Below are 23,716 nucleotides of genomic sequence, written 5' to 3'. Positions count from 1 at the left end.
CGACGTTTTCTGGGGATCCGGCGCGGCGCGAGCCCGTCCTACGATCCGACCGACGACCCATGAATGCTGCCTGGCTACCGCGGTGGAGTGCGCAATGCGTGAGAGTGAGAAGAATCGGGAATCCGGCTTCGCGGAGCGGCTGACGCTTCTGCCGCCGGCGGACCGCGCGGGGTTCCTCGCCGGCGTGGTCCACGACGCGACGCGGGCGGCGCTGCGGGCCGCGCTGCCCGAGGTTCCCTCCGTCCTCGACCCGGAGAAGGCGTTCTCCGACCACGGTTTCGACTCGCTCGCCGCGGTGGAGCTGCACGCGCAGCTGACCGACGCGACCGGGCTGGACCTGCCGGTGACGCTGGCCTTCGACTATCCGACCCCGGCCGCGGTCGCCCGTTTCCTGCACGCCGAGGTGTTCGGCGCGGAGGAGTCCGTCGCGGTGCTGGCCGCGGCGGGCGCGAACGACGAACCGGTCGCGATCGTGGGCATCGGCTGCCGTTATCCCGGCGGCGCGGTGTCGCCGGAAGCGTTGTGGCAGCTGGTCGCCGACGAGGTGCACACCATCTCCGGCTTCCCGGAGGACCGCGGCTGGGACCTCGACAGCCTGTATGACCCGGACCCCGACAAGCCGGGCAGCAGTTACGTCACCTCGGGCGGATTCCTGCCCGGTGCCGGGGGATTCGACGCCGGGTTCTTCGGCATCGCGCCGCGTGAAGCGTCCGCGATGGACCCGCAGCAGCGGCTTGTGCTGGAGACCGCGTGGGAAGCGTTGGAACGGGCCAAGATCGACCCGTCCACGCTGCGCGGCACCCCGGGCGGCGTGTTCATCGGTGCCGAGGCGCAGGAGTACGGCCCGCGACTGCACGAAGCTCCGGACGGTCTCGACGGATACCTGCTCACCGGCAACGCGCCCAGCGTCGTCTCCGGTCGCGTCGCCTACGCGCTCGGTCTGGAAGGGCCGACGCTGACCGTTGACACCGCTTGCTCCGGTTCGCTTGTCGCGCTGCACTTGGCGGTGCAGGCGTTGCGGCGTGGCGAAACTCAGCTCGCGCTGGCCGGTGGCGTCGCGGTGATGGGCGCGCCGGGTACATTCACTGCCTTCAGCCGTCAGCGTGGTCTCGCGGAAGACGGTCGGTGCAAGGCATTCGCGGCCGCCGCGGATGGCACCGGGTTCGCCGAAGGTGTTGGTGTCCTGGTGCTGGAACGGCTTTCCGATGCGGTCGCGAATGGACACACTGTGCTCGCGGTGGTCCGGGGGTCGGCGATCAACTCGGACGGCGCGTCGAACGGCCTTACCGCGCCGAACGGTCCGTCGCAGCAGCGCGTGATCAAGCGCGCGCTGGCCGACGCTGGCCTGGAAGCGTCCGATGTGGACGCGGTCGAGGCACATGGCACCGGTACTCGGCTCGGCGACCCGATCGAGGCACAGGCGCTGCTGTCCACCTACGGGCAGGACCGCGAAACGCCGCTGCTGCTCGGGTCGATCAAGTCGAACATCGGGCACACGCAGGCCGCGGCGGGTGTCGCGGGCGTGATCAAGATGGTCGAGGCGATGCGGCACGGCGTACTGCCGAAGACGCTGCACGTGGACGAGCCGACGCCGCACGTCGACTGGACCGCGGGTTCCGTCGAACTGCTGACCGAGCAGCGGGAATGGCCGGAGAGCGAACGTCCGCGCCGCGCTGGCGTTTCGTCGTTCGGCGTCAGCGGGACCAACGCGCACGTCATCATCGAGCAGGCTCCGGCCGTCGAAAAGGCGGAGACCACGAGTGACGAGCTGCCGGTCGTCCCGCTCGTTGTTTCGGCACGCAGTGAGGAAGCGCTGAAGGCACAGGCGGCCGCGCTTCTGTCCACTGTGGAATCCCAGCAGTTGACCGACCTCGGCTTCTCGCTCGCCACCACGCGCGCCGCGCACGACCAGCGCGCTGTGGTTGTTGCGGATAACGTCGCCGAGGCCGTGCGCGGATTGCAGGCGTTGGCGGCGGGCGAGCAGGACCCGAACGTCGTGGTCGGCGAGCGCACGCCGGGCAAGCTCGCGATGCTGTTCACCGGCCAGGGTTCGCAGCGGCTCGCGATGGGACGTGAGCTGTACCTGGCGTACCCGAAGTTCGCCGAGGTCTTCGACGAGGCTGTCGACCACCTTGACGTGCAGATGGAGACCCCGCTGCGCGACGTTCTCTTCGGTGACAACGCCGAGGAGTTGAACGAGACGCAGTACACGCAGTGCGCGCTGTTCGCCGTCGAGGTCGCGTTGGCGCGGCTGCTCGAATCGTGGGGCGTGCGGCCGGACATTCTGCTCGGCCACTCGATCGGCGAACTCGCCGCCGCGCACATCGCGGGCGTGTGGTCGCTCGCCGACGCGTGCCTGGTCGTCGCTGCTCGTGGGCGGCTCATGCAGGCGCTTCCGGAAGGAGGGGCGATGGTCGCCATCGCGGCGACCGAGGACGAGGTCCAGCCGCTGCTGGGCGACCAGGTCAGCCTGGCCGCGGTGAACGGTCCGACGTCGGTCGTCGTTTCCGGCGAGCGCGAAGCGGTGGAAACCGTCGTGTCGGTGTTCCGCATGCAGGGCCGCAAGGTCAGCGAGCTGCGCGTGTCGCACGCGTTCCACTCGCCGCTGATGGAGCCGATGCTGGCCGAGTTCCGCGAGATCCTCGAGGTGGTCGACTACGCGGCCCCGACGATCCCGGTGGTCTCGAACGTGACCGGCCGGATCGCGACCGCCGAAGAGCTCTGCTCGCCGGGGTACTGGCTGTGGCACGTCCGCCGCGCGGTGCGGTTCGCCGATGGCGTCCAGGCCTTGGTCGACGCCGGCGTGACGACCGCGGTCGAGGTCGGCCCGGACGCCGTGTTGTCGGCGATGGCCGCCGGCGTCAGCGACGCCATCGCGTTCACTCCCGCGCAGCGCCGCGACCGGCCCGAGGTCGCCACCCTCGCGACCGCGCTCGGCCGCCTGCACACCCGCGGCACGGCGATCGACTGGACGGCGTTCTTCGGCTCGGCGCAGGTGGTCGACTTGCCGACGTATGCCTTCCAGCACAAGCACTACTGGCTCACCGCGCCGACCGGCCACGGCGACGCGGCCGACTTCGGCCAGCTTGCTTCCGGGCATCCGCTGCTCGCCGCCGAGATCGGCCTGGCGGGCGACGACGGCCTGGTCCTCACCGGCCGCGTCGCGCTCCGGACGCACCCGTGGCTGGCCGACCACGCGATCGCCGGCACCCCGGTCCTGCCGGGCACCGCGTTCGTCGAGATGGCTCTGCACGCCGCTGCCCAGGTTGGTTATGGCGTGGTTGACGAGCTGACGCTGCAGGCTCCGCTCGCGCTGCCGGAGACCGGTGGCGTCGCACTGCAGACGCTGGTCGGCCCGGACGTCGACGGCCGCCGCACCATCGAATTCCACTCCCGGCCTGACCACGACGCCGACGCGGCCTGGACGCGGCACGCCATCGGTGTCCTCGCCGCTGGCCCGGTGGTCGAGCCCGCGCCGCGCGGCGAATGGCCGCCCGCCGGTGCCGAGGTGGTCGCGACGAGCGAGCTGTACTCCGAACTGGCTGAACAGGGTTACGGCTACGGCCCGCTCTTCCAAGGCCTGAGTACCGCGTGGAAGCGCGACGATGTCGTGTTCGCCGAGGTCGCGCTGCCCGCGACCGGACGTGACGCGGCGTTCGGCGTTCACCCAGCGCTGCTGGACGCGGTCCTGCACGCCACCGACTTTGCTCCGGGCGAGGCACGCGAGCCGGACGAGATCCGGTTGCCGTTCGCGTGGACCGGCGTGCGGCTGCACGCTTCCGGCGCGACCGAGGTCCGGGTGCGGATCACGTCCCCGGCCACCGGTGGCGTCTCGATCGATGTGACGGATGTGGCCGGTACGCCGGTGCTGTCCGTCGAGTCGTTCCGCTCGCGGCCGGTTCGCGAAGCCGACCTCGGCACTCAGGCGCGCGACCTGCTGTACACCGTCGAATGGACGCCGGTCACTGCGTCGGCGGAGCTGCCGACGCTGGCTTCGCTGGGCTCGGTCAGCGGGTTCGACGTTCCGGTGGTCGATTCGCTGGTGTCGCTGGTCGACGTACCCGAGGTCGTGCTGCTGCCGGTTTCCGTTCCGGGCAAGAACATCGCCGCCGCTGCGAAGCAGACCGCGCACCGCGTGCGGACTGTGCTGCAGCAGTGGCTGGAAGGCGACCGCTACAGCTCGTCTCGTTTGGTGGTGCTGACGCGCGGCACGCTCGCCGACTCCGCCGTCCGCGGTCTGGTGCGTTCTGCGCAGGCCGAGCACCCCGGTCGCGTGGTCCTCGTGGAGGGCGCGGCCACGGCAGCGACCCTGGCGACCGCGTTGGGCTCGGGCGAGCCGGAGCTGCGCATCGACGGGGACACGGTTTCGGCCGGACGGATGGTTCGGCTGGTCGCCGAAGCCGGGGAGCCGACCTGGCGTGCCGACGGCACGGTGCTGATCACCGGCGGCACCGGTGGTCTCGGTGCCCAGGTCGCGAAACACCTGGTCACGAAGCATGGCGTCCGCAGCCTGCTGCTGCTCAGCCGTCGTGGGCTCAACGCGCCGGGCGCCGCCGAGCTGGTCGAAGAGCTGGCGGAGCTGGGCGCGACCGCGAAGGTGGTCGGCGCGGACGTCAGCAAGAAGCGTTCCCTGTCGGCCGCGATCAAGAAGGCCGAGCACCCGCTGTCGGCTGTCGTGCACACCGCTGGCGTGCTCGACAACGCGATGATCGGCTCGCTGACCGCCGAGCAGCTCGACGCGGTGCTGGCCCCGAAGCTCGACGCCGCGTGGGCGCTGCACGAGCTGACCGCGGAGCTGGACCTGTCGGCGTTTGTCCTGTTCTCCTCCTCGGCGGGTCTCGCCGACGGGGCCGGGCAGGCGAACTACGCCGCGGGCAACACGTTCCTCGACGCGCTGGCCGAACACCGGCACGCCGCTGGCCTGCCCGCGACGTCGCTGGCGTGGGGTCTGTGGGCCCCCGACGCCGGACAGGCGATCGGCATGGGCGCGACACTGTCCGAAGTGGACCGCAACCGCATCACGCGGCTGGGGTTGGCTCCGCTGACCGTCTCGGAAAGCCTTGCCGCCCTGGACGCCGCGCTCGGCACCGGCGTTCCGACCATCGTGCCGACACGCGTTGACCGGGCTGCGCTGCGGTCGCGTGGCGAGGACGTTCCGGCGGTGCTGCGCGGGCTCGTTCCCGCCGGTCGTCGCCGGATCGCGGTCGCCAGCGGGGAAGTGACGCCCGAGCAGCAGTTCGCCGAGCGGTTCGCGCACCTCGCCGAGGCTGACCGTGACCGCGCGCTGCTCGACCTGGTGCGCACGCACGTCGCCGCTGTGCTCGGTCACGACAGCGCGGACGCGATCAGCCCGGCCCGCCCGTTCGGCGAGATCGGGTTCGACTCGCTGGCCGCGGTGGAACTGCGCAACATCCTCGACTCGGTCACCGGAATGCGGCTGCCCGCGACGCTGGTGTTCGACTACCCGACGCCGCGTGCGCTCGCCGAGTACCTGGCGTCGCGGCTGGCCGGACTGGCTCCGACGCGCACGATCACCCCGGTGACCACGGTGGATCCGGAGGAGCCGATCGCCATTGTCGGCATCGCGTGCCGCTACCCGGGCGGCGTCGCGACGCCGGAAGACCTGTGGCGGCTCGTGTCCGAGGGCGAGGAGGCGCTGTCCGGCTTCCCGGTCGACCGCGGCTGGAACGTCGACTCGCTGTACGACCCGGAGCCCGGCAAGCCCGGCCACTCGTACGTCAAGCACGGAGCCTTCCTGCACGACGCGGCCGAGTTCGACGCGGACTTCTTCGAGATCAGCCCGCGTGAGGCGGCGGCGATGGACCCGCAGCAGCGGCTCCTGCTCGAGGTCTCGTGGGAAGCGTTCGAGCGGGCCGGAATCGACCCGGTCGGCCTGCGCGGCAGCGCGACCGGCGTGTTCGCCGGCGTGATGTATCACGACTGGGGCACCCGCCTCGGCACGGTTTCCGACGACATCGCGGGTTACCTCGGCAACGGCAGCCTCGCCAGCGTCGTGTCCGGTCGCGTTTCCTACGCGCTGGGGCTGGAAGGCCCGACCGTCACGGTGGACACCGCGTGCTCGTCTTCGCTAGTCGCGCTGCACTGGGCAGTGCAGGCGCTGCGGCGTGGCGAGTGCACGCTGGCGCTGGCCGGCGGCGTCACGGTAATGTCCACTCCGGACACTTTCATCGACTTCAGCCGGCAGCGCGGGCTTTCCGCCGACGGCCGGTGCAAGGCGTTCGCCGAAGCGGCGGACGGTACCGGCTGGGGTGAGGGCGCGGGCATGCTGCTCGTCGAGCGGCTGTCCGACGCTCGCCGCAACGGGCACCCGGTACTCGCGGTCCTGCGCGGTTCCGCGGTGAACCACGACGGCGCGTCGAACGGCCTTACCGCGCCGAACGGTCCTTCGCAGCAGCGGGTGATCGCCAAGGCTCTCGCGGACGCTGGTCTGCAGCCGTCCGAAGTGGACGCGGTCGAGGGGCACGGCACCGGCACCACGCTGGGCGACCCGATCGAGGCGCAGGCATTGCTGGCCACCTACGGTCAGGACCGTTCCGGGGACCAGCCGCTGTGGCTCGGGTCGATCAAGTCCAACATCGGGCACACGCAGGCCGCGGCGGGCGTCGCGGGCATCATCAAGATGGTCATGGCGATGCAGCACGGCCAGTTGCCGCAGACGCTGCACGTCGATCGTCCGTCCACTGTGGTCGACTGGGAGACCGGCGCGGTCCGGCTCCTGACCGAAGCGCGCGAGTGGCAGGTCGACCGGCCGCGCCGCGCCGCGGTGTCGTCGTTCGGCATCAGCGGCACGAACGCGCACGTCATCCTGGAGCAGGCGCCGGCGATCCCGGTCGAGCGGCCTTCGGAGACGCAGACGATCGTTCCGGTCGCGCTGTCCGGCCGATCCGCCGCTGCGGTGCGCGGACAGGCGGCGCGGCTGCGTTCTTGGCTCGCTGAAGGCGTTTCCGTCGCGGAGATCGCGCGTTCGCTGGCTGCGACCCGCGCCTCGCTGGAACACCGCGCGGTGGTGGTCGCCGAGACTGCGGCAGAACTCGCCGACGGACTCGACGCGTTGGCGGGTGGAGACGCGCCGACCGGGCAGGTTGTGGACGGGAAGCTCGCCTTCCTGTTCTCCGGCCAGGGCGCGCAGCGAGTCGGCATGGGACGCGAACTGTACGACGCGTACCCGGCCTTCGCGACGGCGTTCGACGCGGTGTGCGCGGCCATCGACCCGCTGGTTGACGTGCCGCTGCGAGACGTCGTGTTCGGCACCACCGAACTCGCCGACCGCGGTCTGCTGGATCAGACGCAGTACACGCAGACCGGGCTTTTCGCGGTGGAGGTCGCGCTGTTCCGGCTCGCCGAGTCGTGGGGCTTCCGGCCCGATGCGCTCGCTGGGCACTCGATCGGCGAGCTGGCCGCGGCCCACGTCGCGGGTGTGCTTTCCCTTGAGGACGCAGCGAAACTGGTTGCCGCGCGCGGCCGGTTGATGGGTGCGCTGAACGACCGGCGCGGCGCGATGGTCTCGTTCTCCGCGACCGAAGCCGCGGTTCGCGAACTGCTGCAGGGCCACGAGGACGCGGTCAGCATCGCCGCAGTCAACGGTCCGGCCGCGGTGGTCGTCTCGGGCGACGCGGATGTGGTCGCCGAGATCGAGCGGGCGGCTGGCGATGTCCAGACGCGACGGTTGCGCGTGAGCCACGCGTTCCACTCGCCGCTGATGACGCCGATGCTCGACGAGTTCCGTGAGATCGCGGCTGGCCTGGCTTACGACGCACCGAAGATCCCGATTGTCTCGACGGTCACTGGGAAACTCGCCACCGACGACGAGCTGCGTTCGCCGGAATACTGGGTCACCCACGTCCGCGAGACCGTCCGTTTCGGTGCTGCGGTCACGGCTCTGGCGGAGAGCGGAGTCCAGACGTTCCTGGAGATCGGGCCGGACAGCGTGCTGTCCGCGCTCGGGCCGCAGAGCGTCGACGCGGAGTTCGTCCCGTTTGGACGGCGCGACCAGGACGAGGTGCGCACCGCGCTCGCCGCGGCCGGTCGCCTGCACATCCGCGGCGCGGTGAAGCTCGGCCCGCTGCTCGGCGACGGCCCGGTCCGGCTCGACCTGCCGACGTACGCCTTCCAGCACAAGCGTTACTGGCTCGACGCGACTCCGTCCGGCGACGTCACTTCGGTCGGTCAGCAGCCGCTGGCGCACCCGATGCTGGGTGCGGTCGTGGCTGTGTCCGGTTCGGACACCACTGTCCTCACTGGACGGTTGTCCGCGGCTTCGGTGCCGTGGGTCGCCGACCACGTGGTGAAGGGCGCGATCCTGGTGCCCGGCACCGGATTCGTCGAACTGGCGGTCGCCGCCGGCGACCAGGTGGGCCACCCGACGGTGGAGGAGCTGACGCTGCAGGCACCGCTCATCCTGCCGCCGGACGGCGCGGTCGCGCTGCAGGTCGTGGTCGGACCCGCGAACGGCGACCGCCGCCCGGTCACTGTGTTCTCCCGTCCGGTCGAATCGGACGGCGACTGGACCCAGCACGCGCTGGGCACGCTGTCCGCCACCGCCCGGCCGGAACCCGCTGGCCTCACCGAATGGCCGCCGGCGGGCGCGACCCCGATCCCGGTCGACGGCGCCTACGATCGGCTCAACGAGCGCGGTTACGGCTACGGTCCGGCGTTCCAGGGCCTCCAGGCCGCGTGGCGGCGCGGCAACGAGGTGTTCGCCGAGGTCTCGCTGCCGGAACCGGCCGCGTCCACGGCGGGTTCCTACGGCCTGCACCCGGCGCTGCTCGACACCGCGATGCACGCCGACCTCCTCGGCGACCCGAGCGGTTCGACGCTGCTCCCGTTCGTCTGGAACGGCGTCACCCTGCACGCAGTCGGCGCTTCGGTGCTGCGCGTGCGGATTGTCCGGCTGGACGGCGACGAACTGTCCTCGATCGAGGTCGCGGACGGCGAAGGCAATCCGGTCGCGTCGGTCGAGTCGCTGGTCTCGCGGCCAGTGCGGACTGAGCTGGCCGCGCAGGCGGAGACCACGGACGGTTCGCTGCTCAAGATCGGCTGGCAGTCCGCGCCGGTCCCGGCCGCGGAGCCGGGCGATGTCGTCGCGATCGGCCGTGGCCGAGTCGGCGTGGCCGCCACCTACAGCGGGTTCGCGGACCTGCTCGGTGCGGTCGACCGCGGCGAGCCGGTGCCCGGAATCGTGACGCTCTCGGTGCCCACTGCGGATGGCACGGTGCCGGAAGCGGCGCGCGCCAACGCGACGTGGTTGCTCGCCGAGATCCAGGCGTGGCTAGCTGAATCGCGCTTGACGGACACGAAACTCGCCATCGTCACGCAGTCGGCGGTCCCCGCTGGCGAGTCCACTGTGGACGTCACGCAGGGTCTGCTGTGGGGCCTCGCCAGGGCGGCGCAAGCCGAGCACCCCGGACGCGTGTTCCTGATCGACGCTGACGAGTCCAGCACAGCCGCTACGGTCGAGACGATCGCCGCGGTGGTCGCCTCGGGCGAGCCGGAAGCGGCGATCCGTGCTGGTTCGGTGCTCGCTCCGCGCTACACCCGCACCGAAACGACTGGCACCACGGCTTGGGACGGCACGGTCCTGATCACCGGTGGCACCGGCGGTCTCGGCAGCCTGCTGGCGCGTTACCTGGTGGCCGAGCACGGCGTGCAGAGCCTCGTGCTCACGAGCCGTCGCGGTCTCGACGCACCGGGTGCCGCGCAGCTGGCCGAAGAGCTGTCCGACCTGGGCGCGACCGTCCAGGTGGCGGCCTGCGACGTTGCTGACCGCGCGTCGGTCGAGCAGCTGCTCAACGGCCTGCCGGACCTCGGCGCGGTGGTGCACGCCGCCGGTACCGCCGACAGCGGCGTCTTCGACTCGCTCACCGCGGAGCAGCTTGCGGCGGTGCTGCGGCCGAAGGTCGACGCGGCCTGGCACCTGCACGAGCTGACCGCTGACCGGCAGCTCTCCGCGTTTGTCCTGTTCTCCTCGGCGGGCGGCCAGGTGCTCCCGGCCGGACAGGCGAACTACGCCGCGGCCAACGCGTTCCTCGACGGGCTCGCCGAACACCGGCGCGCGGCCGGGCTTCCGGCGACCGCGCTGGCCTGGGGTCTGTGGGCGGAGAACACCGGACTCGGCGGCGACCTCGCCGAAGCCGACCTCGCCCGGATGGCCCGCCTCGGCCTGCCCGCGGTGACTGCCGAGCAGGGTCTCGCCCTGTTCGACGCCGCCGTGGCCACTGAAGACGCGGTCATCGCCCCGCTTCGCGTGGACGTTCCGGCACTGCGAGCACGCACCGACGAACTGCCCGCGCTGCTGCGTGGTTTCGTGCCGCCGAAGGCACGTCGCGTGGCGAAGGCGGCCAAGGCAGCGGACAACGCGCTCGCCGACGAACTGGCCGCGCTGGTCGAAAGCGAACGGGACCGGGTGCTGCTCGACCTCGTCCGCACGCAGGTGGCCACCGTGCTCGGCTACGCGGACAAGTCCGAAGTGGACGGAACGCGGGCGTTCAAGGAACTGGGCTTCGACTCGCTCGCCGCGGTCGAACTCCGCAACCTTCTCGGCACCGCGACCGGCCTGACGCTGCCCGCGACGCTGATCTTCGACCACCCGACCGCCAAGGCCGTCGCGGACTTCGTGAAGGGCAAGCTGCTCGGCGCGGTCGCGAAGACCCCGGCGACGACGGCCCGGACGAACGCGTCGATGCAGGAACCGATCGCGATCGTCGGCATGGCCTGCCGCTACCCCGGCGGCGTGCGGTCGCCGGAGGACCTGTGGCAGCTGCTGGTCGACGAGGTCGACGCGGTCTCCGGCTTCCCGACCAACCGCGGCTGGGACGTCGAGGGCATCTACGACCCGGAACGCGGCAAACGCGGCAAGACGTACGCGAACCAGGGCGGCTTCCTGCACGACGCGGCGGAGTTCGACCCGGCGTTCTTCGGCATCGGCCCGCGCGAGGCGATGGCGATGGACCCGCAGCAGCGGCTCCTGCTGGAAACCGCGTGGGAGGCCATCGAACGCGCCGGGATCGACCCGACCGCGCTGCGCGGCAGCCTGACCGGCGTCTTCACCGGCGCGATGTACGACGACTACGGCAGCCGCGCCCCGGGCGCACCGGCCGACATCGCCGCATACATCCCGAACGGCAGCTCCGGCGCGGTCGTCTCCGGCCGGATCTCCTACCTGCTCGGTCTCGAGGGCCCGAGCATGACGGTCGACACCGCGTGCTCGTCCTCGCTGGTCACGCTGCACCTCGCGGTGCAGGCGCTGCGGGCGGGGGAGTGCGGGCTGGCGCTGGCCGGCGGGGTCACGGTGCTGTCGCAGTCGGATCTCTTTGTCGACTCCAGCCGGCAGGGCGTGCTGTCGCCCAACGGCCGGTCGAAGTCGTTCTCCGCGGCTTCCGACGGCGTCGGCTGGGCTGAAGGCGCAGGTCTGCTCCTGCTGGAGCGGCTGTCCGACGCGCAGCGCAACGGCCACGAAGTGCTCGCGGTGGTCCGGTCGAGCGCGGTCAACCAGGACGGTGCGTCCAACGGCCTGACCGCCCCGAACGGCCCGTCGCAGGAACGCGTGATCCACGCGGCCCTCGCCGCGGGTGGGTTGAAGCCGTCCGATGTGGACGCGGTCGAGGCGCACGGTTCGGGCACCAAGCTGGGCGACCCGATCGAGGCGCAGGCGCTGCTGGCCACCTACGGCCAGGACCGCGAACGGCCGCTGTACCTGGGGTCGGTGAAGTCGAACATCGGGCACGCGCAAGCGTCCGGTGGCGCGGCTGGCGTGATGAAGGTCGTGCAAGCGTTGCGGCACAACATGTTGCCGAAGACGATGCACGTGGACGCACCGTCGCCGGTCGTCGACTGGACCACCGGCAACATCGAACTGCTCACCGAGCCTCGGCCGTGGCTGCCGAACGGACACCCGCGGCGCGCCGGCGTCTCGTCGTTCGGCATCAGCGGCACCAACGCGCACATAATCATCGAGGAGGCCCCGCCCGCTCCCGCCGCCGAAACCCGGCGCACCGCACCGGAACTCCCGGCGATCCCGTTGCCGCTGGCCGGTTCGGTCGCCCCGGCGCTCGCCGACCAGGCCGCCCGGCTGGCCGCGCACCTGCGGGCCAACCCGGACGTCAGCCTGACCGACATCGGGTACTCGCTCGCCACCGGCCGCGCCGCACTCGACCACCGCGCGGTGGTCCTGGCGGCCGACCGTGAAGCGGCGTTGAAGGCGCTCGACGGGCTGGCCGACGGCCGCACCCCGGCGGGCACCGTGGCCGGGACGGTCAGCGTGGCCGACCTGACGGCGTTCCTGTTCACCGGACAGGGCGCGCAGCAGCCGGGCATGGGACGCGGGCTGTACGACGCGTTCCCGGCCTTCGCCGGAGCGTTCGACGAGATTTGCGGACTCTTCGACGCCGAGCTGGAGACCCCGCTCAAGCAGGTCATCTGGGAAGACTCGCCGCTGCTCAACCAAACCGCGTACACGCAATGCGCGTTGTTCGCGATCGAGGTCGCGCTGTACCGGCTGGTCGAATCCTGGGGTGTCACGCCGGATTACGTCGCCGGGCACTCGATCGGCGAACTGGCCGCGGCACACGTCTCCGGAGTGTTCTCGCTGGCCGTCGCCTGCTCGCTGGTCGCCGCTCGCGGCCGGTTGATGCAGGCGCTGCCGACCGGCGGGACGATGGCGGCGATCGCGGCCACCGAAGAGGAGGTGCGTGCCTCCCTGCCTGACGGGGTGGACATCGCGGCGGTGAACGGACCGCGGTCGGTGGTCATCTCGGGGCCGGAAGACGCGGTGCGGGTTGCGATGGCGGCCTTCAAGGAAGCCGGTCGCCGGACGAAGCAGCTGGTCGTGTCGCACGCGTTCCACTCGTCGCTGATGGAGCCGATGCTGGCCGAGTTCTCGGTGGTGGCGGAGAAACTGACCTACTCCGCGCCGTCGATCCCGGTGGTGTCGAACGTGACCGGCAAGATCGCGACCGCCGCCGAGCTGTGCTCGCCGCAGTACTGGGTGGGCCACGTGCGGGAAGCGGTCCGGTTCGCCGACGGCGTCGACACGCTGCTGGCCGCGGGCGTGACCCGGTTCGTGGAACTGGGACCGGACGCGGTGCTCACCGGGATGGCTCGCGAATGCGACACCGCGGTCGCCGACCGGCCGGACCGCGTCGTCCAGGTGCCCGCGATGCGCCGCGGCCGGGCCGAGGTGCCGACCGTGTTCACCGCGCTGGCGACGCTGTTCTCCCGGGGCGCGAAGATCGACTGGAAGGCGCTGTTCGCCGGCCAGGGCGCGTCCACTGTGGACTTGCCGACCTACGCGTTCCAGAACAAGTCGTACTGGCTCGACGCGACGAAGCCGACCGGCGACGTCAGCACGTTGGGCGCACAGTCCGCTGGGCACCCGCTGCTGGGCGCGCTGGTGGAACTGCCGGACGGCGGCGCGGTGCTGACCGGACGGCTGTCGGTCGCGACGCAGCCGTGGCTGGCCGACCACGTGGTGATGGGGCGGACGATGCTGCCCGGCACCGCGTACGTCGAGCTGGCGGTGCACGCTGGCGATCAGGTCGGCTGCAACCTCCTGGAGGAGCTGACGCAGCAGGCGCCGTTGCTGCTGCCGGAGGACGGGGTCGACCTGCGCGTGGTCATCAGCGCGCCGGACGGCAGCGGTCGCCGGGAGCTGTCGGTGCACTCGCGGACCGAGGCGGGCTGGGTCCAGCACGCCGCGGGCACTCTGGCCAACGGTGCGGCGGCGGACTTCTCGCTGGCTGAGTGGCCGCCGTCCGGGGCGGAATCGGTCGACCTGACCGGGTTGTACGACGACCTGGCCGGGCTCGGCTTCGGCTACGGGCCGACGTTCCGCAACCTGCGGGCGATCTGGATCCGCGAAGGCGAGGTGTACGCCGAGGTCGCGCTGCCAGACGGCACCGCCGCGAACGAGTTCGGCCTGCACCCGGGTCTGCTCGACTCGGCACTCGGCGCGACGGACTTCCTGGTCCCGGGCGGTCCGAAGGCGCTGACCGAGACGACCATCCCGTTCGCGTGGAACTCGGTGTCGCTGCAGGCCAGCGGCGCGACCGCGCTGCGGGTGCGGGTCCGGAAGACCGACAGCGGCTCGTCGCTCGACCTGGCCGACGCCGCGGGTGCTCCGGTGGCCCAGATCGCTTCGCTGGTCACGCGGCCGGTGTCGGAGGGGCAGCTCGGCGCGAAGGTGCCGGACTCGCTGTACCGGATCGAATGGCAGCCTGCTTCGGGCGTTCGGTTGGTGCCTTCGCTGGATGGCTGGGCTGTGCTCGGTACCGACGATCTCGGTCTGGGCGTGCCGTTGAAGGCGGAGCCGGTCGAGGCGGAGGTGCTGGTGCTGCCGGTCGGTTCGGGCTCTGGCTCGGTGCCTTCTCAGGTGCACCAGGTCGTGCAGGAAACGTTGCGGCACTTGCAGAACTGGCTGTCGGCCGGGGACGGCAAGCTGGTCGTGGTCACCCGCGGCGAGCTGGTGCAGGCTCCGGTCTGGGGTCTGGTGCGGGCCGCGCAGGCGGAGAACCCCGGCCGGATCCAGGTCGTGGACCTCGACGCTTCGGCAGAGTCGGCTCGGGCGCTGCCCGCGGTCGTCGCGTCCGGCGAACCGGAGGCCCGGGTGCGGAACGGCGAGGTGCGCGTACCGCGGCTGACCCGGGTCACCGAGGTCGGCGAGCCGGTCGAATGGGACCCGGACGGCACGGTGCTGATCACCGGCGGTGCGGGCCTGCTCGGCGGATTGCTGGCGCGGCACCTGGTTGCTCGAGGTGCGCGTGACCTGGTCTTGACCAGCCGGCGCGGTCTCGAAGCGGCCGGGGCGCAAGAGCTGGTCGACGAACTGGCCGGCTCGGGGGCGAAGGTGACTGTCGCCGCGTGTGACGTCACCGACCGGGACGCACTGGCGAAACTGCTCGACACGCTGCCGCGGCTCACCGCCGTGGTGCACGCGGCCGGGCAGATGGACAGCGCGGTGCTGAGCGCGTTGACGCCGGAGCAGGTCGAGAACGTGTTGCGGCCCAAGGTGGATGCGGCCTGGAACCTGCACGAGCTGACGGCTACGCGGGACCTGGCGGCGTTCGTCCTCTACTCCTCTGCGGGCGGTCTGCTGCTCGCGGCGGGGCAGGCGAACTACGCGGCTGGGAACGTGTTCCTGGACGCGCTTGCCGAGCACCGGGCTTCGCTCGGCCTCCCGGCGACGTCGCTCGCGTGGGGTCCGTGGGAAGGCACCGACGGCGAGGTGGACCTGGCGCACATCGCCCGTTCCGGGGTCGCGGAGCTGTCTGCGGCTGAGGGGTTGGAGCTGTTCGATGCCGCTCTGGCTGCTTCGTCGGCGGTGTTGGTGCCGGTGAAGCTCGACCTGAAGGACGCCGACCGTGCTTCGGCGCTGCTGAAGGGGCTCGTCACTGCTGTACCTCGGCGGGCCGCTGTTGCCTCGACGGCCGCACCGGAGCCCGGGTTCGCCGACAAGCTCGCCACGCTCCCGGCGGACGAGCGGGACTCGGCGGCGCTGAACCTGGTGTGCGAGCACACGGCGGCAGTCCTCGGATACGACGACGCGTCCGCGGTCGGGGTCGAAAAGGGCTTCACCGACCTGGGCATCGACTCGCTCGCCGCGCTGGAGCTGCGCAACCGGCTCGGCGCCGCGACCGGGCTGCGGCTGCCCGCGACGCTGATCTTCGACTACCCGAGCCCGCTGCCGCTGGCCCGGCACCTGCTGTCCGAACTGGCTCCCGCTCCCGCGGTTCCGGTTGAAGAAGAACTGAACGGCACCGACGACGCGGCGGCGGCAGTCGCCTCGATGGACCTGGCCGACCTGGTCCGCTCCGCGATGGGCGGCACCGACGAACGGGGTGAATCCCAGTGACCGACAAGTCCGCTCCTTCGACCGAGCAGATCGTCGCCGCGCTGCGGCAGTCCATGACGGACAACGAACGGCTCCGTGCGGACAACCAGCGGATGGCCGCCCGGCAGTCCGAGCCGATCGCGATCATCGGCATGGGCTGCCGGTACCCCGGCGGGGTGACCACGCCCGCGCAGCTGTGGGACCTGGTGGCCGGCGGGGTCGACGCGATCGGCGAGTTCCCGGCCGACCGCGGCTGGGACACCGCCGCCCTGCACGACCCGACCGGCGCCCGGCCGGGCACGACGTACTCGAACGAAGGCGGTTTCCTTTACGACGCCGCCGATTTCGAGCCGGAGTTCTTCGGCATCAGCCCGCGCGAGGCAGTTACGCTGGACCCGCAGCAGCGGCTGCTGCTCGAGACCGCGTGGGAAGCCGTCGAACGCGCCGGGATCGTGCCGTCGACCCTGCGCGGCAGCGCGACCGGAGTGTTCACCGGCGTCATGTACCACGACTACGGCGCGGGCAGCAGCGACGGCAGCCTGATCTCCGGGCGCGTCTCGTACACGCTCGGCCTCGAAGGCCCATCGGTGTCGGTGGACACCGCCTGCTCGTCCTCGCTGGTCGCGATGCACCTTGCCGCACAAGCACTCCGGCGCGGCGAATGCTCGCTGGCGCTGGCGGGCGGCGTAACGGTGATGGTCACGCCGGACATGTTCGTGTACTTCAGCGAACAACACGGCCTGTCCTCTGATGGCCGCTGCAAGGCCTTCGGCAGCGGCGCGGACGGCGTCGGCTGTTCTGAAGGCGCCGGAATGCTGTTGCTGGAAAGGCTTTCCGACGCTCGGCGCAACGGGCACCACGTGCTCGCGGTGCTGCGCGGCAGCGCGGTGAACTCGGACGGTGCTTCCAGCGGGATCACCGTGCCGAACGGCCCGGCTCAGCAGCGGGTAATCCGGGCTGCCCTGGCCGATGCCTCGCTGGAACTGTCCGATGTGGACGCTGTGGAAGCGCACGGGACCGGCACCAAGCTAGGGGACCCGATCGAGGCACAAGCCCTGATCTCCACCTACGGCAAGGTCGCTACTCCTTCGCGCCCGTTGTATGTCGGCTCGTTCAAGTCGAACGTCGGACACACGCAGGCCGCGGCCGGGGTCGGCGGGGTCATCAAAATGGTGGAGGCACTCCGGCGAGGGGTCCTGCCGCCGACGCTGCACGCGGACGAGCCTTCACCGCACGTCGACTGGGCGGACGGCACCGTCGCGCTGCTGGCCGAAACGACGCCGTGGCCGTCGACCGACCGTCCCCGGCGGGCTGCCGTTTCGTCCTTCGGCATCAGCGGGACGAACGCCCATGTGATTGTCGAGCAAGGCGATCCGGTCCCTGAACCTTCCGCCGCGGACGGCCCGGTCACCTGGCTGCTCTCGGCTCCCTCACCGGACGCCCTGCGGGCTCAAGCTGCCCAACTGGCCGATTTCGCTCCCTCAGGCTCCGCGGTTGATGTCGGGCTTTCCCTTGCCACGACCCGAACCCTCAACGAACACCGCGCTGGCGTGGTGGCCGCTGATCGGGAAGCCGCTGCTCGTGCGCTGGCCGATTATGCAGCAGGCCGCGCTTCCTCCGCGGTGGTCGAAGGCGTGGCTTCCGCTCGTCGCGTCGCTTTCCTCTTCACCGGCCAAGGCGCGCAACGAGCTGGCATGGGTCTCGACTTGGCCGCTGCGTACCCGGTCTTCGCCGCTGCCCTGGACGAGGTCGCCGCTGCGCTGGACCTGGACGTCCCCTTGCGTTCCCTGCTCGCCGACGCGGACCGGCTCGACCAGACCGGATACACGCAGCCCGCTCTGTTCGCGGTGGAAGTCGCGCTGTACCGCCTCTTGGAGTCGTGGGGCATCCGGCCTGCCTACCTGCTGGGCCACTCCGTCGGAGAGATCGCCGCCGCGCACGTCGCTGGAGTGCTTTCCCTTGCGGATGCCGGAAAACTGGTAGTCGCCCGGGCTCGGTTGATGCAGGCCCTCCCCGCAGGCGGCGCGATGGTTGCGGTGCAGGCTACCGAGGACGAGGTCCTTCCGCTACTAACCGATGGTGTAGGAATCGCCGCCGTGAACGGCCCTAGGTCGGTGGTATTGTCGGGAGTAGAAGAAGAAGTACTTGCGGTTGCTGGGAAATTTGCTCGAACTTCGCGGTTGCGAGTGTCGCACGCGTTCCACTCACCGCTCATGGACCCGATGCTGGACGAGTTCGCCGCGGTGGCGCGCACGCTGACGTACTCCGAGCCATCGGTGCCCATCGTGTCCACAGTGGAACTCTCGGCGAACGTCGCGACGCCGGACTACTGGGTGCGCCAGGTCCGCGCAGCAGTCCGCTTCGCCGACGGCGTGCACGCGCTGGCCGAGGCCGGGGTAGACACGTACGTCGAGGTGGGCCCGAGCGCGGTGCTGACCGCGATGGGACAGAGCTGTGCTGATGGGGTTGGGGCGGGGGGAGGGGCGGGCGGGCCCGAGGGCGGTGCCGCCAGCGCCAACACCGCCGCCACTCTCGCCAATGCCACCTTCATCCCTGTCCTGCGCAAAGACCGAGCCGAAGCAGAGTCCGCCGCCGCCGCGGTCGCGACCCTGTTCACGCTCGGCGCACCCGTCGACTGGGCCGCGTTCTATCCGGGCGCGCACGTGGTCGAGTTGCCCACTTACGCCTTCCAGCGCAAGCGTTACTGGCTGGACAACCCGACCGGCGCGCGGACTCGCGGCGTGGCCGAGGTCGGACAGCGGGAAGCCGCGCATCCGCTGCTCGGCGCGGTGGTCGGCACCGCGGACTCCGGTGGCGTCGTCCTCACCGGACGGCTTTCGCTGGCCGCGCAGCCATGGCTGGCCGACCACGTCGTCCAGGGCAACGCGTTGTTCCCCGGCACGGCGTTCGTCGAACTGGCCGTCCGCGCGGGCGACGAGGTCGGCTGCGGCCGAGTGGACGAACTCACCCTCGCCGCACCGCTCATTCTGCCGGAAAACGGCGCGGTGCGGCTGCAGGTGACCGTCGGCGCGGAGGAAGACGACGGCACCCGAGCGCTGGGAATCTTCTCCCAGCCCGAGGACGCCGACGAATGGACCCAGCACGGCAGCGGCCGCCTCTCCCCAGCCGGTGCACCGTCCGCGGCAACCGCGGAATGGCCGCCCGCCGGAGCGACGGAAATCGACGTGACCTCGCGGTACGACGACCTGGCCGCACAAGGCTTCGACTACGGCCCGGTTTTCGCCGGCCTGCGTCGAGCCTGGCAAGCGGGCGACGTGCTGGCCGCCGAGGTCGCGCTGCCCGAGCACGCCGACGGCAGCGCATTCGGCTTGCACCCCGCGTTGCTCGACGCCGCCCTGCACACGATCGGCCTCGCCGGCCCGACCGAGGACAAGCCAGTCCTGCCCTTCGCGTGGTCCGGCGTCTCGCTGTACGCCGGCGGCGCGGCAAACCTGCGCGTGCTGATCTCGTCGGACGTCGAGAACACCGTCTCGCTCACCGCGACGGACGCGTCCGGCGCACCCGTGCTCCGCGTGGATTCGCTGGCGCTGCGCCCCATCGCCGACGACGCGTTCGCCGCCGCCGAGCGTTCCGCCGTGGACGATTCGCTCTTCCGCGTCGACTGGATCCCATGGCAGGGCGACGAAGTCACCGCGGTCACGACCGCGATCCTGGGCAACGACGCCTTCGGCCTGGGCGGCGAGTCCTATGTGGACCTCAACGCCCTCCTGGAAGCAATCCACGACGGCGCTCTGGTCCCAGACGTCGTGTACGTACCCTTCGCCGCCCCGGAAACCGCCACGCCGGAAGGCGCTCGCGCGGCCGTTCACCACCTCCTCGCCTTGGCCCAAGCCTGGGTCGCCGAGGATGTACTAGCCGCCTCGCGCCTGGTCGTCGTCGCCTCCGGTGCGATCGCCACTCGCCCGGACGAGGGCGCGCCCGACCTCACCCACGCGGCACTGTGGGGCGTGATCCGCACCGCGCAACTCGAGTACCCGGACCGATTCATGGTCGTAGACCTGGACAACGGCCCGGTCCCGATCGGCTCGGTCCTCGGCGCGATGTACGCCGACGAACCCGGCGTCGCAGTCCGCGACGGCGCCGTTTTGGTGCACCGCCTGGCAAAATACGTGCCGTCCGGCACCGTCGCCTTCGACCCGGACGGAACCGTCCTGGTCACCGGCGGCACCGGCGTGCTAGGCCAGCTGATCGCCCGGCACCTGGTCGCCGAACACGGCGTCCGCCACCTGCTCGTCACCAGCCGTCGCGGCCCCGCCGCTCCCGGAGCCGACGAGTTCGTCGCCTCCTTGACCGAACTGGGCGCCGCAGTCTCCCTGGTGGCCTGCGACCTGTCCTCCCGAGACGCCGTCGCGGACCTCCTCGCCGACGTCCCGTCCGCCCACCCGCTGACCGCGGTAATCCACACCGCGGGCGTCGTCGACGATGGCGTGCTCCTGTCGCTGACCCCGGAACGGATGGACGCCGTCCTCCGCCCGAAGGTCGACGCCGCGTGGCACCTGCACGAACTGACCGCGTCCCTGGACCTGTCCGCCTTCGTGCTGTACTCGTCGGCAGGCGGAACCCTGGGCGCCGCGGGCCAAGCCAATTACTCCGCCGCGAACGTCTTCCTAGACGCCCTTGCACACCACCGCGCCGCGAGCGGTTTGCCAGCCGTCTCACTCGCCTGGGGCCTGTGGTCCGAAGGCGGCATGTCCGGCGACCTGGCCGACACCGACCTGATCCGCATGGCCCGGTCCGGCGTTTTCGGCCTGTCCTTCGCCGACGGCCTGGAACTCTTCGACGCGACAGCAGCCGCCGGCCAACCGTCACTCGTGCCGGTCCGCCTCGACATGTCGGGCCTGCGCGCCGACGCCCACAGCGTCCCCGCAATGCTGCGCGGCCTGATCCGAGGCCGCCGCCGAGTCGAGGTCGTCGACGATTCCTGGAACCAGGTGCTGCGCCTGTCCGGTGCCGAACGAGTACGGGCCGCCGTTGACCTGGTCTGCGGCACCGCCGCCGTAGTCCTGGGCCACGAACGCCGAGACGCAGTAGACCCGAGAAAGGGCTTTATCGAACTCGGCTTCGACTCGCTCACCGCCATCGAACTGCGCAACCGCCTGGACGTCCTCACCGGCATGCGCCTGCCCGCGACGCTGATCTTCGACTACCCGTCCGTGCAGGTGCTGGGTGAACACCTTGTTGCGGACGGTGCCCCGTCCGCAGTCGAGATCCAGTTGGACGCCCTCGAAGACGTCGTACGTGGCCTGGAGCCAGACGAGGTCTCCGGAGTGGTGACGCGCCTGAAGGCAGTACTGGCGTCGCTGGCTCCCGACGAGGAGGTAGAAGGAGCCAGCGCTGACGAGCTGTTCGCGCTGCTGGACGAGGAACTGGAAGCCCGCTAACCGCTTTGGGGCCGCCCTGCTGGGCGGCCCCATCGCTTCCTAGGCCCACTGCGGCAAATCCCGGCCTCCTCCGGCGACGGCATCCGCGCGATCGCCCGAGCCGTGCCGTGATGACTGCTGTGGCGGGTTAGCAGTTAAGGCAACAAATCCACCTGCGGCACCGAACTCCTCCGCCGTGACGTTCTTGGGTGCCAATCCCAAGCCGCACGGTGCCCGCGGTGACACCACGCCGACATCTCGTCCCGACAATCCTGGCCGGTCCGGACGTCGCGCCGCGCGCCTGGCAGATCGATCGACTCGACGCGAACTTCACCGAAACCGGCAGCGAGTCCTGTCGCGTTCACGCACCCCGGCTGAAGGCTTCGGAAAGGCGGCCACTCTTTAATTGCCTTTAGCCATGGCTCGGCCCGTGCGAAGATCGCGAGGTGCCTGAGCTGATGTACCTGGAGATGACCCACCCAAGCGAACTGCGCCCTTCGGCGTCGACCTTCAGCGGGCAGGTCCAGTTGAAGCCCGTCGACGGAAACGAGGTCCGCACTCTGACCCTCGCTGTCGGACGCGACTTCGCGTGGCCGAGCCAGCAGTGGGAGGCCCAGCAGTGGGACGAATACCTGGGCAACTCCACGATGCGGCACTGGGCTGGCGTGGTCGACGGCGAAGCCATCGGGTTGCTTTCCCTCAACCTGCGGGAAGCACCGGACATCGAGATCGACTCCTTCGGCCTCGTGCCCGAACGAATCGGTCAGGGTCTCGGTGGCCCATTCCTCACCGAAGCTGTCGCGATGACGTGGGCGTTGCCCGCGCAGCGAGTGTGGCTGCACACCTCCAGCGACGACCATCCCCATGCGCTCAAGAACTACCTCGCACGCGGATTCCAGCCCTTTGAGCGAACCTGAGTTCGACGGGTTCAGACCGGTTCTGGCTGTGATTTCCCGAGTCGGTTGGGAAATCCTCCGTCTGTGGATGCTGCTGCGCGACGGAGCGAGGTGGTGCGGCAGTCGTCTGTCTCGGAATATCGAGGGGTTCGGCTTGTGCCCGCTTAAGCGGTGCCGTTCGCGTCGGGATTCCGGTGAAGGTTGGAACGTGCCTGTCGCTTCGGCTAGCCGCGTCGTTTGAGTGATTTCCCGCGGACAGGGCGGCGCGGGTTGGAGTGACGTGTCGGTGCGGTGTTGCACTGGGCTAGCAGTGCGGCACGGAAGCCAGGCCGCGGTCTTGCTGGCGGCGGCTTTCGATCGCTGGTGTCGGGCTAGGCAGCTGTGTACTTCCCGGTCCGCGGCGTGCTCAGGGCAGCGTCGGATTACGACTCGGTGGCCATGCCCAGTGAGCACAGGGAGCCGGCCAGGGCGATCAGGTCGTAGCGGGTGTCGTCCTCGTTCGTTTCCCACAGGGTAGACAGGGTCGTGGCGGCCTGGTCGACGTCGCCGTTGTGCTGCTTCAGGGCGATCCACATCGCGGCGGCGACCGGTTCGCATTCGATGTGGCGGTTGGTGGTGCGGCAGGTCAGCTCCAGGTGGCCGTTGGCGAGCATGCGCTGGGTGACGCCGGGGGCGGTGGTGATCGCCATCATGATGGCCTCCTGGGGTTGAGGGGGTGTTTCCTTGATGTACCTAGTTTCTCGGAACCGGGGAGCGGGAGCCATGGGGTGTGCTCCTGAAGCTTCCCTGGGGTTTCCCCACCCTTATCCCCGGTAGATTCCCGGTTGCCATCCGGACAGGGTTGTGGTGATCGTCTTCAGGACGGCGTCGAGCTGGTCGTTCAGGTAGAAGTGGCCGCCGGGGAAGGTCTTCACCTGGCAGGGGCCGGTGGTGTGGTCGCGCCAGGCACCGGCCTCGTCGAGGTCGGTTACCGGGTCCGCGTCGCCGACCAGGACCTGGATCGGGCAGCTGGGTTCCAGGCCGGGTTGGTGCCGGTAGGTTTCCACCGCGGTGTAGTCGCCGCGGATCGCGGGCAGGACCATGCGCAGCAGTTCGTCGTCGCCCAGTACGCCGGCGTCGGTGCCGCTGAGTTCCTTCAGGGCGGCGATCAGGCCGTCGTCGTCGCGTTGGTGGATGAACTCGATGCGTTGCGCGGACGGGGCCCGGCAGGCGGACGCGAAGAGGCCTAGCGGGGGAGTGCCCCGTGCCTCCAGGCGTCGGGCCACCTCGTAGCCGACGGTGGCGCCCATGCTGTGGCCGAACAGGGCCACGGGCAGGTCGGACCAGCCGGCCAGGTCGGCGGCGATCGCGTCGGCGACGGCGGCGACCGTGTCCAGGCAGGGTTCGGCGCGGCGGTCTTGGCGGCCGGGGTACTGGACGGCGACCACCTCGAAGTCCTGTCCTTCCGCGGCGGCGGAAAGCGGGAAGTAGGCGGTCGCCGAGCCGCCGGCGTGCGGGAGGCACACCAGGCGCACCCGTGCCCGGTCGGTCGGGTGGAAACGGCGGATCCACCGGCTCGTGCGTGCGTTCGCGGGTGTTTCGTCCACTGCGGTCAC

At 70.8% G+C, this 23,716-nt stretch carries 5 protein-coding genes; 3 read left to right on the top strand and 2 right to left on the bottom strand.

Annotated features, from left to right (window positions below; all coding sequences use genetic code 11):
- Positions 1-94 precede the first annotated feature (94 nt).
- The 3 genes from SSMG_RS29795 to SSMG_RS29785 all read left to right on the top strand — a co-directional run bounded on the left by SSMG_RS29795 (position 95) and on the right by SSMG_RS29785 (position 22,142).
- Positions 95-15,865 carry a type I polyketide synthase gene (locus SSMG_RS29795; RefSeq protein ID WP_037715265.1) on the top strand — a complete coding sequence of 5,257 codons (15,771 nt, stop codon included), beginning with the start codon at positions 95-97 and terminating at the stop codon, positions 15,863-15,865.
- Positions 15,862-21,246, top strand: a complete 5,385-nt coding sequence (locus SSMG_RS29790; RefSeq protein WP_009082208.1) for a type I polyketide synthase — start codon at positions 15,862-15,864, stop codon at positions 21,244-21,246. The genes SSMG_RS29795 and SSMG_RS29790 overlap by 4 nt, the downstream gene beginning before the upstream one ends.
- Positions 21,247-21,671: 425 nt before the next feature.
- Entirely contained in the window at positions 21,672-22,142 is a 471-nt protein-coding gene (locus SSMG_RS29785) for a GNAT family N-acetyltransferase (protein ID WP_009082204.1), read from the top strand.
- 401 nt (positions 22,143-22,543) lie between these two features.
- On the opposite strand, the gene SSMG_RS42710 is transcribed toward SSMG_RS29785, so the two are convergent.
- Together SSMG_RS42710 and SSMG_RS29775 are read right to left on the bottom strand one after the other, a co-directional pair.
- Positions 22,544-22,810, bottom strand: coding sequence for a hypothetical protein (locus SSMG_RS42710; protein ID WP_063632053.1), 267 nt, complete (start codon positions 22,808-22,810; stop codon positions 22,544-22,546).
- A gap of 114 nt (positions 22,811-22,924) precedes the next feature.
- The gene (locus SSMG_RS29775; RefSeq protein ID WP_009082200.1) at positions 22,925-23,707 is read right to left on the bottom strand and encodes a thioesterase II family protein; all 783 of its coding nucleotides are present in this window, start codon (positions 23,705-23,707) and stop codon (positions 22,925-22,927) included.
- Positions 23,708-23,716 lie beyond the last annotated feature (9 nt).

This window comes from Streptomyces sp. AA4 (assembly GCF_000158875.1).
GTDB lineage: Bacteria > Actinomycetota > Actinomycetes > Mycobacteriales > Pseudonocardiaceae > Amycolatopsis.
Note: the sequence above shows the minus strand (reverse complement) of the source record. Positions and strands in the feature narration are given on the sequence as shown.